This is a genomic window from Acidimicrobiales bacterium, assembly GCA_035540975.1.
Taxonomy (GTDB): Bacteria; Actinomycetota; Acidimicrobiia; order Acidimicrobiales.
This window is the reverse complement of sequence record DATLFN010000098.1, coordinates 1-12,902: the sequence shown is the minus strand read 5'-3', so window position 1 is coordinate 12,902 and position 12,902 is coordinate 1. Positions and strand designations below refer to the sequence as shown.

At 74.2% G+C, this 12,902-nt stretch carries 10 protein-coding genes and 1 tRNA gene; 4 read left to right on the top strand and 7 right to left on the bottom strand.

Annotation, left to right across the window (positions count from 1 at the left end; genetic code table 11):
• Positions 1-22: 22 nt before the first annotated feature.
• Positions 23-94, bottom strand: a tRNA-Cys gene (locus VM242_10725).
• Positions 95-159: 65 nt separating this feature from the next.
• Positions 160-288, bottom strand: a complete 129-nt coding sequence (locus tag VM242_10720) for a hypothetical protein (GenBank protein ID HVM05638.1) — start codon at positions 286-288, stop codon at positions 160-162.
• 99 nt (positions 289-387) lie between these two features.
• Between VM242_10720 and VM242_10715 the strand changes: the two genes are divergently transcribed.
• Entirely contained in the window at positions 388-3,081 is a 2,694-nt protein-coding gene (locus VM242_10715; protein HVM05637.1) for a DUF5979 domain-containing protein, read from the top strand.
• A gap of 64 nt (positions 3,082-3,145) precedes the next feature.
• Here the strand turns inward: VM242_10715 and VM242_10710 are convergent, their stop codons facing one another.
• Genes VM242_10710 through VM242_10700 form a run of 3 tightly spaced genes read right to left on the bottom strand, consistent with a single transcriptional unit; the run spans position 3,146 to position 6,381 of the window.
• Positions 3,146-4,948: a hypothetical protein gene (locus VM242_10710; protein HVM05636.1), complete on the bottom strand. Its 1,803-nt coding sequence runs from the start codon at positions 4,946-4,948 to the stop codon at positions 3,146-3,148.
• A 33-nt stretch (positions 4,949-4,981) separates the two neighbouring features.
• Entirely contained in the window at positions 4,982-6,175 is a 1,194-nt protein-coding gene (locus tag VM242_10705) for an MFS transporter (protein ID HVM05635.1), read from the bottom strand.
• Between the two features lie 47 nt (positions 6,176-6,222).
• Positions 6,223-6,381 (bottom strand): hypothetical protein, encoded by a 159-nt coding sequence (locus VM242_10700; protein ID HVM05634.1) that lies wholly within the window; start codon positions 6,379-6,381, stop codon positions 6,223-6,225.
• Between the two features lie 98 nt (positions 6,382-6,479).
• Between VM242_10700 and VM242_10695 the strand changes: the two genes are divergently transcribed.
• On the top strand, positions 6,480-8,348 hold the full coding sequence (locus VM242_10695) for an ABC transporter ATP-binding protein (GenBank protein ID HVM05633.1): 1,869 nt from the start codon (positions 6,480-6,482) through the stop codon (positions 8,346-8,348).
• 37 nt (positions 8,349-8,385) lie between these two features.
• On the opposite strand, the gene VM242_10690 is transcribed toward VM242_10695, so the two are convergent.
• Positions 8,386-8,778, bottom strand: coding sequence for a hypothetical protein (locus VM242_10690; GenBank protein HVM05632.1), 393 nt, complete (start codon positions 8,776-8,778; stop codon positions 8,386-8,388).
• Between the two features lie 16 nt (positions 8,779-8,794).
• Positions 8,795-10,165 carry a hypothetical protein gene (locus tag VM242_10685; protein ID HVM05631.1) on the bottom strand — a complete coding sequence of 457 codons (1,371 nt, stop codon included), beginning with the start codon at positions 10,163-10,165 and terminating at the stop codon, positions 8,795-8,797.
• A 226-nt stretch (positions 10,166-10,391) separates the two neighbouring features.
• Between VM242_10685 and VM242_10680 the strand changes: the two genes are divergently transcribed.
• Both VM242_10680 and VM242_10675 read left to right on the top strand, forming a co-directional pair.
• Positions 10,392-11,339 carry a CAP domain-containing protein gene (locus VM242_10680; protein ID HVM05630.1) on the top strand — a complete coding sequence of 316 codons (948 nt, stop codon included), beginning with the start codon at positions 10,392-10,394 and terminating at the stop codon, positions 11,337-11,339.
• A gap of 211 nt (positions 11,340-11,550) precedes the next feature.
• A complete protein-coding gene (locus VM242_10675) occupies positions 11,551-12,879 on the top strand; it encodes an HD-GYP domain-containing protein (protein ID HVM05629.1) in 1,329 nt (442 codons plus the stop codon).
• The last annotated feature ends 23 nt before the right edge of the window (positions 12,880-12,902 follow it).

Genomic DNA, 12,902 nt, shown 5'->3' with positions numbered 1-12,902 from the left:
ACTTTACCAGGTCAGGCGTCGGAGGCGGCGACCGGAATCGAACCGGTGTACAGGGCTTTGCAGGCCCTTGCCTAAACCACTCGGCCACGCCGCCGGCGCTCGCAGGCTACCCCGTGTCGGCGTGCGCGGGGCTCGTCCGGTTCGGGACCAACGCCGGGGTCAGATGACCCTGGTGTCACCCGAGCGGGCCACGCCGAAGCCGATCCGGCCGCCGACGAACACGGAGAGTGAGATGACCCGGAGCGGCCCCCGGCGGTAGCCCGGCCGAGTCATCCGGAGATTGGTCATTGGTCGAACGGTCGCAATCGCCCACTCTCGGAAGCGACGCACCTATCGGGGCGCGGGTGGCCTGAGCCACCGACTCTTTCCGAAGCATCGGCGAACGGGGTGGCGAGCTTGAGAAACTTCCTGGGCGGACGGGCGGCCCGCCGGATCGGCGCCGTGATGATGGCCACCGGCGTCATGACGTCCCTCGTGGGGGCGTTCGCGCCGGCGAGCGGCGAGGTCGGCGACGTGCCCGTCGTCACCCTCGAGGACGGCGTCAACGGTTGCAACGGCGTGCGGCCGACTCCAGGCAGCGAGAACACCACGAAGCGGCTCGACCCCAACTTCGCCAGCAACTTCGACCCCGGCGGGCTGGTGGGCTTCATCATCGACTACCCCGTCGACGCCACCGACGTCGCAGGGCGGACCACGTTCGTCATCACCGACTGCGTGTTCGTCGACGACAACGCCGTGGCCAAGTACAGCGTGTCGTTCGTGCCGAACACCGAGGACTTCGAGCTGCGCTTCGCCGTGCCCATCGCGGCGGGGACGCCCCTCGGTGCCCAGTTCTGCAACTACGCCAAGACCACCGCCGCGCCCTCCGAGTCCCAGGCCAGCAACCGCAAGGCCGGCCCGGCGTGCTTCACGGTCGGCGGCGGACTGCGCATCGAGAAGCGCAGCGGCTCGACGACGGGGCCGCTCCTGGCGGGCGCCGGCTTCTCGGTGGTGTGCTCCCCCACCGTCCCGCTGCCGCCGACGATCATCACCGGGCTCAGCAACCAGAGCCAGACCAACCAGGACGGCACGGTGAGCGCGTCGGGAACGGCCACCACCGGGGCCATCGCCGTCAACGGGCCGTCGGGGACGCCGTGCACGGTGACCGAGACGGCGGCGCCGGACGGCTACCAGCTGGACGCCACCCCGCGGAGCCTGGTCATCCCCATCGGCACCAGCCAGACGGTCAGCGTCTTCGTCAACGTCCAGCTCGGTGACCTGGTGATCACCAAGGCGACCAACGGCGGGTCCGGCACCTTCACCTTCGACGTGGACTGCACCGGCACCACCTACGACACGGCCGTCACCATCACCGACAACGGCTCCCGGACCATCACCGGCATCGCCGTCGGAACGGAGTGCACGGTGACCGAGCGGGCCGCCTCCGGGTTCTCGACGGTCTCGTCGCCCGCCGACGGCCAGGTCACCATCGCCAGCGGCACGAACACCGTGGCGTTCACGAACACCCGGCTCACGGGTGACCTCGTCGTCACCAAGACGACGACCGGGGGCAGCGGCACGTTCAGCTTCGCCGTCGACTGCGACGGCACGGCGTTCGACCAGACGCTGACCGTCACCGACAACGGCTCCCGCACCGTGACCGGCATCCCCACCGGGACGAGCTGCACGGTGACCGAGACGGCCGACCCGCTGTTCACGTCGACGTCGGTCCCGGCCGACGGCACGGTCACCATCGCCACCGGCTCGAACACCGTGGCCTTCGCCAACGCCCGCAAGACGGGGGACCTGGTCGTCACCAAGGAGACGACGGGCGGCTCGGGGACCTTCACCTTCGACGTGGACTGCACCGGCACCGGCCACGACCAGTCGGTGACGATCACCGACAGCGGGGCCCGCCGGATCTCCAGCATCCCCACGGGCACCACGTGCACCGTGACGGAGCGGGACGACAGCCTGTTCAGCGGGTTATCCGTCCCTGCCGACGGGCAGGTCGTCATCGCCGTCGGTGACAACACGGTGGCGTTCACGAACACCCGGGACACCGGCAACCTGGTGGTCACCAAGGCCACCGTCGGCGGCAGCGGGACCTTCACCTTCGACGTCGACTGCGACGGCACCGTCCACGACCAGTCGTTCACGATCACCGACAACGGCTCGAAGACCATCACCGGGATCCCGACGGGCACCGACTGCACGGTGAGCGAGCAGGCGTCGGCCCTCTTCACCTCGGCCTCCGTGCCCGCCGACGGCAAGGTGACGATCGGAGCCACCGCCGCCACCGTCGCCTTCACCAACACGGCCAGGCCGGCGGGCATCACGCTCGACAAGAAGGTGAACGGCGGCGACCACGCCACCTCGGGTGACGCCCTCGTCGTGCACGCGGGCGACCGCCTGACCTACACGGTGCGCATCGAGAACGCCGGCAACGTCGCGCTGACCCTGGAGTCGCTGGCCGACACCCTCGAGCCCGGCTTCGCCGACCTGTGCCCCGAGCACGTCGGAGCGACGCTGGCGGCCGGGTCGTCGTTCACCTGCGCCTACCAGCGCTCCGCCTCGGGCGACGCCACCAACACGGCGTCGGTCGGAGCGGTGGACGCCCTGGGCCGGAAGTCCGGCGCCGCCGACTCCACCTTCGTCAAGGTGATCACGCCGGCCATCACCATCACCAAGGCGGCGACCCCGGCGAGCGTCTCCCCCGGCCAGGAGGTCACGTTCACCTACACGGTGACCAACACCGGCGACACCACCCTGAACGACGTCACGGTGACCGACGACGTCCTCGGTGGCATCGCCGTCATCGGCACCATGGCGCCGGGCGCCGTCGTGGCCGTCACCAAGTCCCAGGTGGTGGAGGCCGACAGCCCGACCCGAAACATCGGCACGGCCGCCGGCACCGACGTCCTCGGCAGGCAGGTGTCCGCCAACGCGGCGGCCGACATCGCCATCGTCCTGGGCGTGACGCTGGAGCGGCCGACCCTGCCTCGCACCGGGGCGCCCATCAGCCTCATCGCCCTGACCGGGTTGTTCCTGGTGCTCTTCGGGACGGGCCTGGTCGTGACGGGCCGCCGTCACGACGACTGATCGGCTCGGCCGACGACGCCGCAGCAGCGAGAGGGCCGGCCTCCGGGCCGGCCCCTCGTCGCGTCTACGCCCGGAACGCCCTCGACCACACCAGCGTGCGGGCGAGGTAGCTGCCCGGGGCGGTGGGGCCGGAGGCCCCGTAGGCGCCCTCGTAGCCCGGTGAGCAGAACCCGTCGGGGAAGCAGTACGGCACGGCGGGTTCGATCTGCGTCCCCTCGTGCCACTCGTTGTGGCTGGTGATGCTGACGACGTCGGCGCGGGCGTCGACGGCCCCCGCCCACGTGGCGTCGTAACGGGCGCCGCCTTCCCGGGCGACGAACTGGGCGTCCCTGGGCTTGAGCCGGCTCGCCGTGTAGCCGGGCGAGACGGACGGGCTGCACAGCAGGCCGTTCTGGCGGGCGGACCCGCACACGCCGGCGAGCTCCGACGGCGCGAAGCGCACGGCGTCGTAGGTGTAGATGCCGTCGAAGCCCGCCGTCCTGGCGAACGCCGAGAACTCGCCGGACTTCATCTGCACCGGGTTGCCGCTCTGGGCCATGACCCGGACGTCGGCGCCCATGGCCGCCCGGACGGGCGCCCAGGCGGCGGCCGGGAAGCCCTGGGCGTTGTACACCCACACGTCGCGCACACCGAGGCCCTTGAGGTACGCGACGTCGGCGGCGATGGTCGCCAGCGACCGCCCGACGTAGGGCTCGTGGTGCACGGCCACCCGGATGCCGGCGTCGGCCGCGGCGAGGAGCACCTGGGGCAGTCGCCGGTCCTCGAACGAGCCCCGGCCCCACCACGACGTCACGACGAGGTCGATCCCCGCCTGCGCCATCTCCGCCATGTGGCCCTGGAGGACGGCCGGGTCGCTACTCGAGTACGCCCCCCGCTGGGGGTAGTAGTTGGCGGCGACGTCACCGGGCGGCTGCTTGTTGTTGCCCTCCCAGTGGCGCCACTCGCCGTCCAGCGCGGGCGTGGCGTACCAGGGGTAGTAGAAGGCGGCGACCTCGGGGGTGACCCGGGCGGGCGACGCCACCATGCCCACGATGGGTGAGGCCAGGCGCTGGCCACCGGTGCTCCCCGCGAACGTGGCGTCGCCGAAGGCGAACACGCCGCCGTCGGACGCCGTCATCCAGTACCCCAGGTTCCGGGGCGTGGCGGCCAAGGCGACGACGGGCCGGTTGAGCGGGGCGGCGCCCATCGACCCGCGGAACGGGGCGTCGCCGAAGGCGAAGACGCCGCCGTCCGAGGCGACCATCCAGTACCCACGGCCTGATGGCGTGGTGGCCATGCCGATCACCGGGCGGTTCAGCCTGATGCCGCCCGTCGACCCCCGGAACACGGCGTCGCCGAAGGCGAACACCCCGCCGTCGGCCGCCACCAGCCAGTACCCCCGCCCGGTGGGAGTGGAGGCGGCCGTCACCACCGGCTGGTTCAGCTTGATCGATCCGGTCGAGCCGCGGAACACGGCGTCGCCGAAGGAGAAGACGCCCCCGTCCGAGGCGATCAGCCAGTACCCCCGCCCCGACGGCGTGGCCACGATCGCCACCACCGGCCGATTGAGGGCCACCGCGCCCATCGAGCCGTGGAAGGCGGCGTCGCCGAAGGCGAAGACCCCGCCGTCGGATGCCGCCAACCAGTAGCCGTTGCCCGTCCGGGTCGTGGCCATGCCGACGATGGGCCGGTTGAGCCTGGTGGCTCCGGTGGACCCGAAGAACCCGGCGCCGCCGAACGCGAAAACGCCGCCGTCCGATCCCACGAACCAGTAGCCGCGCGCCGACGGTGGAGGCGCGGCCGCCGCGGCAGGGGCGTTCCCGCCCACCGCCACACCGCACGCCGCAACCACGACCGCCGCCAACGCCTTGCCGAGTGCCCGCCGCATCCCGAGAGTCTGCCCCGGCGCACCGGCGTTCGGTCAACCGGCCTCCAGGGGGGCGAGCTCGGCCCGGGACGCCAGGCCCAGCCAGCCGGCGGCGAGGAGCAGCGCGCCACCGAGGACGTACACGGCGCGGATGCCGACGAGGTCGGCCAGGGCGCCCCCCACCCCGATGCTCACCAGCCGGGACGACTGCCAGACGACGTCGTAGAAGGCGAAGACCCGGCCGCGCAGTCGGTCGGGCACCGACGACTGGAGCACCGTGTTCCACGTCACCATGCCGGTGGACGTCCCCACCCCGTAGCCGACCAGGGCGGCGAGGGCCACGGCGAACGACGAGAAGGCGGCCAGGACGAGGTCGACGGCGCCCCGGAGCAGGTAGGGGCCGAACAGGAGCGCAGGGCGGCGCACGTCGGGCACGATCCGCTGGAGGACGAGCGGTCCGACGCCGGCGCCGATGCCGATGGCGCCGACGAGGACGCCGAAGCGGCCGGCTCCGACGTCGAGGTGGTCCTGGGCGAGCACGACCAGCAGGGCCGACGTGGCGCCCGCCGACAGCGCCGCCAGCGCCTGCACGCCGGCCAACGTCCGCAGGAGCGGCGACCGGCGCACCGTCCGCAGGCCCTCGGCCACCAGGTCCCGGCGGCGGGGCCGGGCGACCCCGTCCGGCGCGCCCGGCGGCGGGGGCGGCAGGGCGATCCCGGCCAGCAGGACCGCCGACACGACGAAGGAGGCGGCGTTGAGGGCGAAGGCGGCACCGGGGCCGGTCCACGCCACCAGCACCCCGGCCAGCGGCGCCAGCACGATCTGGGAGAGGACGGCGGCCGACCACATGGCGGCGTTGGCCCCGGCGAGCTCGTCGGCCGCCACGACGGAGGGCACGGCGCTCGACGAGGCCGGGTTGAAGAACACCGTGAAAGCCGACAGCCCGAAGGCGGCGGCGTACGCCACGGCCACGTCGTCGTGCCACAAGGCCAGCCCCAGGGCGACGAGCGCCCGCCCGAGGTCGGCGGCGACCATCACGTGCCGCCGGGAGAACCGGTCGACGAGGGCGCCCGCCACGAACCCGAGGGCCAGCACCGGCACGATCTCGAAGGCCACGGTGACGCCGACCTTCAGCCCCGACCCGGTGAGCCGGTAGACCAGCACCACCAGCGCGATCGACCCGAACGTGTCGCCCCACCGGGAGACGGTGGAGGCCACCAGCAGCCGTCGGAAGGCGGGACGGCGCAGCGCGCGCCGGAGGGGCGACGCGCCGTTCCCGGCGCCGGCCCCGGCGCCTACCGGACCTGGCGCCGCTTCCCCTTCCCGACGTCGTGGAGGAACCCGCGCACGCCGCTGGACCGCGCCGTGCCGCAGGCGGCCCGGTGGGCGAGCACGACGACCCGGGTCGACGCGTCGTGCTCGGCGTTGCCGAGCAGCTCGTGGGTGGCGCTCATCAAAGGCGGTCCTCGGGCCGGGGAGGGCGCAAGCTACCTCACGACACGGGCGCGACCGGGGCGGGCGCACCTGACGGGAAGCATCCATAATCGCGGTTGTGGTCCCGTTCTCGCCCCGTGCCTGGCGCATGCTCAACGCCAGCAGCGCCGGCGGTGACGCCCGCATCTCGCGGGAGCTGGTGGAGCGGGTGTGGGGCTTCGCCCGGCGCTACCGGCGGTGGATCGCCGGGCTGGTGGCCACCATCGTCGCCACGTCGGTGCTGGGTGCCGTGCCGCCGCTGCTCTACCGGGCGGTGATCGACGACGCCATCATCGGCAGGCGGCCGGGGCTGCTCGACGTGCTCGCCCTGGCGATCCTCGTCTCCGCGTTCGCCGCCACGGTCGGCCAGGTGGCGAGCCGGTGGTTCGTCAGCCACATCGGCGAGGGGATCATCTTCGACCTCCGGGTGGCCCTGTTCGACCACATCTCGCGCATGCCGATCGCGTTCTTCACCCGGTCACAGACGGGCGCCGTGACCAGCCGCCTCACCCACGACCTGGCCGGCGGCCACCGCATCTTCACCGAGACGCTGTCGGGGATGCTCTCGACCCTCCTGGGGCTCGTCGTGACCCTGGTCGCCATGCTCCTGCTCGAGTGGCGCCTGACGCTCCTCGCCCTCGTCATCGCCCCCCTGTTCATCGTCGTCACCCGCCGCATGCGGGGCCGGCTCCACAAGCTGATGACCGAGCAGATGGACGCCAACGCCAGGATGAGCGCCCAGATGACGGAGCGCTTCCAGGTCGGCGGCGCCCTGCTGGTCAAGCTGTTCGGTCGGCCCGACCGGGAGTCCGGCACCTTCGCCGCCCGGGCCGAGCGCATGCGCGACGTGGGCATCGACACGGCGGTCCACAGCCGCGTCTTCCACGGCATGTTCGGCCTCGTCGCCGCCGTGGGGATCGGCCTCGTGTACTGGGCCGGTGGCCGCATGGCCATCTCCGGCGACGTGTCACTCGGCACGATCGTCGCCTTCACCGCCTACCTCACCCAGCTGTACGGGCCCATGACGGTGCTGGCCGGCGCCCGGGTCGACCTGGCCGGATCCGTCGTGTCGTTCCAGCGGGTGTTCGAGGTGCTCGACTTCCCGTCCGCCATCACGGAGCGGGAGGCGCCGGTCAGGCTGACCTCGCCCCGGGGCCGGGCCGAGCTCGACGGCGTCTGGTTCCGCTACCCCCGCCCTGCCGACGTCACCCTGCCCTCGCTGGAGGGCGAGTCCACCGACGCCGGCTACGACGAGCGGGCGTGGGTCCTGAAGGACGTGTCGTTCGCCATCGAGCCGGGGCGCAGCGTCGCCCTGGTCGGCCCGTCGGGCGCCGGGAAGACGACGATCGCCATGCTCCTCCCCCGCATCCACGACGCCACCGCGGGGACGGTGCGCATCGAGGGCCACGACGTCCGCGACCTGGCGCTGGACAGCCTCGGCGCGGCCGTCGGCATGGTCATGCAGGACGCCCACCTGTTCCACGACACGATCCGCAACAACCTGCTGTACGCCCGCCCCGACGCCACCGAGGCGCAGCTCGTCGAGGTGGCCCGGGCGGCCCGCATCCACGACCTGGTGGCCTCGCTGCCCGACGGCTACGACACCGTCGTCGGTGAGCGCGGCTACCGGCTGTCGGGCGGGGAGAAGCAGCGGGTCGCCATCGCCCGGCTCCTTCTCAAGGACCCCGCGCTCGTCATCCTCGACGAGGCCACGGCCCACCTCGACTCCGAGTCGGAGATGCTCATCCAGCGGGCCCTGGCCGAGGCGCTGTCCGGGCGGTCCAGCCTGGTGATCGCGCACCGCCTCTCGACGGTGCTGGCGGCCGACGAGATCCTGGTGCTCGACGAGGGCCGCATCGTCGAGCGGGGCCGCCACGAGGTGCTGGCGACGGCCGGCGGCCTCTACGAGGAGCTGTCGCGGATCCAGTTCGAGCGGCCGGCCGTCTGACCGGCGGCCCCAGCGTTCCACCGAGCGGGCGCCGGCGTCAGTCCTTGAGCTCGGGGATGCCCATGGCCCGGGCGGCCGCCGTCCAAGCATCGGTCCGGGGCCACACCACGATGTCGCGCCCGTCGGCCACCAGGGGGTCGAGGGTGAAGATCACGACCTCCCCCTCGGGGCCCTGGCGCCACATGTCGGGCGGGAACGGCATGACGGCGGTCGAGTACGCGCACACCCGGGCCCAGGGGACCTCCAACGAGATGTTCTGCACCTTCACCCGGCCGCGGCGGTCCCGCGTCACCTGGTCGAACATGACGATCCGGCGCTGCGTGGCCGTCGTGTAGCGGGGCTCCGACAACTCGCTGAGCAGGATCCCCTGGAGGAAACCGTCGCCCGAGGCGCCCTCGAGCTCGTACTCACCGGCAGCCAGCCAGCTCACGGCGCGGCAGCCGCGCCTATGGGCGGCGCGGGGCCCTGCCCGGCCGCGCCGGAGGCGACTCCTGGGCCCTTGCCTCGGCCCTGGCCGCTCGGCGCGCCTCCCGCGCCGCCTTGGCCCGCTGGGCGGCGGCCAGCGCGCGCTCCTGTGGGGTGAGCGCCCGGTCGGCCGCCGGTCCCGGCGCCCCCGCTGCCTTGGCCGCCTTGGCGGCCTTCCCCGCCGCGGAGGCCCTGCCGGCGGAGGCCCTGCCGGCGGCGGGCGCCCGGGTGGCCCCCTTCTTGGCTGCCTTGCCGGCGGCCCCGGCACGCGAGGCGGACGGCTTCGTCGCCGGCGTCAGCTTCCCGGCCGCCGCGTCCTTGGCCGTCCCGAGCTTGTCGGCCGCCGCGTCCTTGGCCGTGCCGAGCTTGTCGGTCGCCGCTCGCGCCGCGTCGGCCAGCTTGTCGACCGCCGCGTCCTTCGCCTCGGCCAGCTTGTCGGCGGCGCCCGTCCTGCCGGCGGCGGGGCGTCGGCCGGCGGCCGCCTTCCCGGCGGTCGCGCCGGCGCGGGCGGGCCTGCCCGGCGCCGGCATCGCGGCGGTCGACGTCGCGCCGGTCGCCTTGGTGGCCGCCGCCTTCTTGGCCGTCGCCTTGGTGGCCACCGCCTTCCTGGCCGTCGCCTTCTTGGCCGTCGCCTTCCTGGCCGTCGCCTTGGTGGCAGCCGCCTTCTTGGCCGTCGCCTTCTTGGCCGAGGTCGTCCCCGCCGCGGCCGCCTCCCGGGCGACGGCGCGGTCGTTGCGAGCCTTGATGAAGGCCCCCGTCTGGGCGGCGGCCATGTTCATCATCCCCGGCGGCTTGCCCCGGCGGAGGACGTTCATCTGGTGGGCCGAGGCGGCCGAGGCGCCCTCGCCGTCCTCGTCGTCGACGGACACCGACTGGAGGCGGGCCTTGCGCTCGCGGTACTCACGCTGCAGGCGCTCCTGGCGCTCCAGGACCTCCCGGAGGGCTCGGTCGCGCTGGGCCTCGACGGACGAGGAGTCGAGCCGGGGACGGGCGTAGTCCTCGATGCGCCCCGAACGGCCGCGCGACGCCGCCCAGTCCCGCAAGGCGAGCTCGGTGACGAGCTCCTCCTCCTCCTGGGCGCTGCGGGGGCCCTCGAAGCCCTCGTCCTCCTCGTCGACCGCCTCGTCGTCCTCGACGGGGCCGAAGCGGCGGCCGCCGAAGCCCGGCGAGCGGGACGCCTCGGGCGCCGCCGTAAAGGAGCGGGGCGGCGTGGGCCGCGGCCGGGGCGACGGCCGGGGCGACGGCCGCGGGGGCCCACCGGCGCCGCGGGTGAGGCGGTCGAGCTCCGCCTGCGCCTCGCGCTCGGCGTCCTCCCGTGACGAGCCTTCCCCCCCGAACCGCGGCTTCTTCATCCGGAAAATCCTAGCGGCCGGCGCGCCCGGGGAGCCGAGGAACGGCCCGCGACGTATGGGCAGGGCGCAGGCAGCCGGGAACTAGCCCGAACGGGCCATGGCCAAATGGCCTCAGGACCAGGTGCTCCCGTCACGACACAACCCCAACGACCTAGTCGACCGGGGAGAGACGATGAGGACGCACCGGAGCACCACGCAGGCGGCTGTCGCGCGCCGCTCGATCGCCGTGGCCACGGCCGCACTGGCACTGGCCACCCTGGGCATGGTCACCCGCGCCGACCGAGCCGAGGCACTCCAGTGCCCGCCCGGCACGGTGCAGCTGGGCATCCTCTGCATCCGCAGCGCCCCCACCACCGCGCCGCCCGCGCCCACGACCACCACGACCGCTGCCCCGGTGGTCGCGCTCCCGCCGGTCACCGCCCCCCCCGTGGTCGCGCCGCCGGCTGCTCCCGCCGTGTCGGTCGCCGACGGGGCCCGGCGCCTCATGGACCTCGCCAACGCCGAGCGGGCCAAGGCCGGCCTCGGCTCCCTGGCGTGGCGTGACGACGTGGCCGCCATCGCCCTCGCCCACAGCGAGCGCATGGCCGCCGCCGGCGACATCTTCCACAGCGACACCTTCTTCGGCGCCACCGTCAAGAACCTGCTGAACGTCGTGGCCCGGGGCGAGAACGTCGCCTACAACGGCAGCATCGAGAGCGCCCACTCCCGCCTGATGGCCAGCAGCGGGCACCGGGCCAACATCCTGGACTCCCGGTTCTCGGTGGTGGGCATCGGCGTCGTGCGCCACGCCGACGGCCGGTACTTCATCACCCAGAACTTCATCCAGCCGGCCGGCGCCCCCCGATCGGTGGCGCCCCGCCCGGCGGCGACCCCGGCGCCCAGGGCCGCCGCCGCCAAGCCGGCCGCCCCCAAGCCGGCCCCGGCACCCGCCGCCCCGGCGACGGTCGCCACCACGGTGGCTCCGGCCACGACGACCACCGAGGTGCCCGCCGCGGTGGTCCCGGCCGACGCGGCGACGCTGTCCCTCGCCGGCGCCGCCCCCGAGGTGTTCACCGCCGTGCCCGCCTCGGCGTCCGGCAAGGTGAGCCCGGCCCTCGCCGCGGTGGCGGCCCTCCTCGTCGTGGCCCTCATGGCCCTCGCCTGCTGGCTCATCCCCCGCCGGTTCCGCTCGTAGGTCGCCGGTCGACCCGTTGACCCCGGCGGCAACGGGGTCGTAGCGTGGTTCACCGGGTCCTCGCCCACTCAGGGCGGCCGGACCGGCGGACGACATGCGACCCACACCGACACGGCGGAGACGGGGGGCAGGTCCCTCCACGGGGCACGAGCCCGTCCGGCGCGGCCCTGACGAGCCGCGGTGGGAGCACCGGCCGATCCTGGCGACGGCCGTGCGGGTGGCCGTCGTCGCCGCCCCCTTCGCGGCGTCGGTGGCGGTGGCGATCGGGGTCGCCCGGTTGCTCGGGACCCCCGTGGACACGCCCGAACGCGTGCTGTGGTGGCTCGCCGTCCTCGCCGCGTCGCTCGCCTCGCTGGTGGTCTTCGACCGGGCCGCCCGGCGGCTCCTCCCCCTCGCCGCCCTCCTCGAGCTGTCGCTGATCTTCCCCGACCGCGCCCCGTCACGCCTCGGCGTGGCGCTCCGCAGCGGGTCGACGGGGAAGCTCCGTGCCCGCGAGGTGGAGGCACTGCGCCGCGGGGAGCTCGAGCCGGCCGAGGCGGCCCACACCATCCTCGCCCTGGCCGCCAGCCTCAACGTCCACGACCGCGACACCCGCGGTCACTCCGAGCGGGTGCGGGCCTACGCCGACCTCATCGGCGCCGAGCTGGGCCTCGACCCGGCGGACCGGGACCGCCTGCGCTGGGCGGCCCTCCTCCACGACCTGGGCAAGCTCACCGTTCCGAGCCACACCCTGCATGCGGCGGGGGAGCTGTCCCACGACGACTGGGAGACGCTGCGCCGCCACCCCATCGAGGGAGCCCGCCTGGCCGAGCCGCTCCGCGCCTGGCTAGGCCCGTGGGGCCTCGCCATCGAGCAGCACCATGAGCGCTACGACGGGACGGGCTATCCCTTCGGGCTGGTCGGCGACCAGATCAGCCTGGGTGCCCGGATCGTGGCCGTGGCCGACAGCTACGACGCCATGACGTCGGTCCGGTCGTACAACTCCCCCCGCAGCCCGGCGGCGGCCCGCCAGGAGCTGGCCGCCCACGCCGGCACCCACTTCGACCCCGCCGTGGTGCGGGCATTCCTGTCCATCTCGCTCGGGCGGCTGCGGTGGGTGATGGGCCCGCTCGCCTTCCTGGCCGCCCTGCCCTTCGCCCTGCCGGCCGCCGGCGCCCGGCGGGGCCTGGAATCGGCGGGACGGACCGCCGCGCTGGGCACGGTGACGCTCGTGGCCACCGTGTCGATGGTGCAACCACCGGCCCTCGGTCCGCAGCTCGGGCCGGCGGAGGCACCAGTGGTGCGCGCGCCGCAGGCGGTGGTGCCCCCGACCATCCCCTCCGTCGCCGCCGCTCCCGTGGAGACCACCACGACCTCCGTTCCCCCGGTCGCGACCACGGCGGCCCCGGTGTCGCCGCCCGCACCCCCGACCAATCGGCGGCCGCCCGCCCCGGCCACCGTCCCTCCGACCACCGCCGCGCCGAAGGTCGTGGTGGTGACCACCACGCCGCCGCCGCCGTCTCCGCCTCCGGCGCCCCCGCCCACCGCCGCCGCCCGGTGAGAGCGCCGCGCCCGATTGGATTC

Bases quoted from the DNA above. Each gene is read 5' to 3' on its own strand.
- VM242_10700 (HVM05634.1), bottom strand. From the start codon at position 6,381: ATGAGCGCCACCCACGAGCTGCTCGGCAACGCCGAGCACGACGCGTCG.
- VM242_10685 (HVM05631.1), bottom strand. From the start codon at position 10,165: ATGAAGAAGCCGCGGTTCGGGGGGGAAGGCTCGTCACGGGAGGACGCC.
- VM242_10710 (HVM05636.1), bottom strand. From the start codon at position 4,948: ATGCGGCGGGCACTCGGCAAGGCGTTGGCGGCGGTCGTGGTTGCGGCG.
- VM242_10720 (HVM05638.1), bottom strand. From the start codon at position 288: ATGACCAATCTCCGGATGACTCGGCCGGGCTACCGCCGGGGGCCGCTC.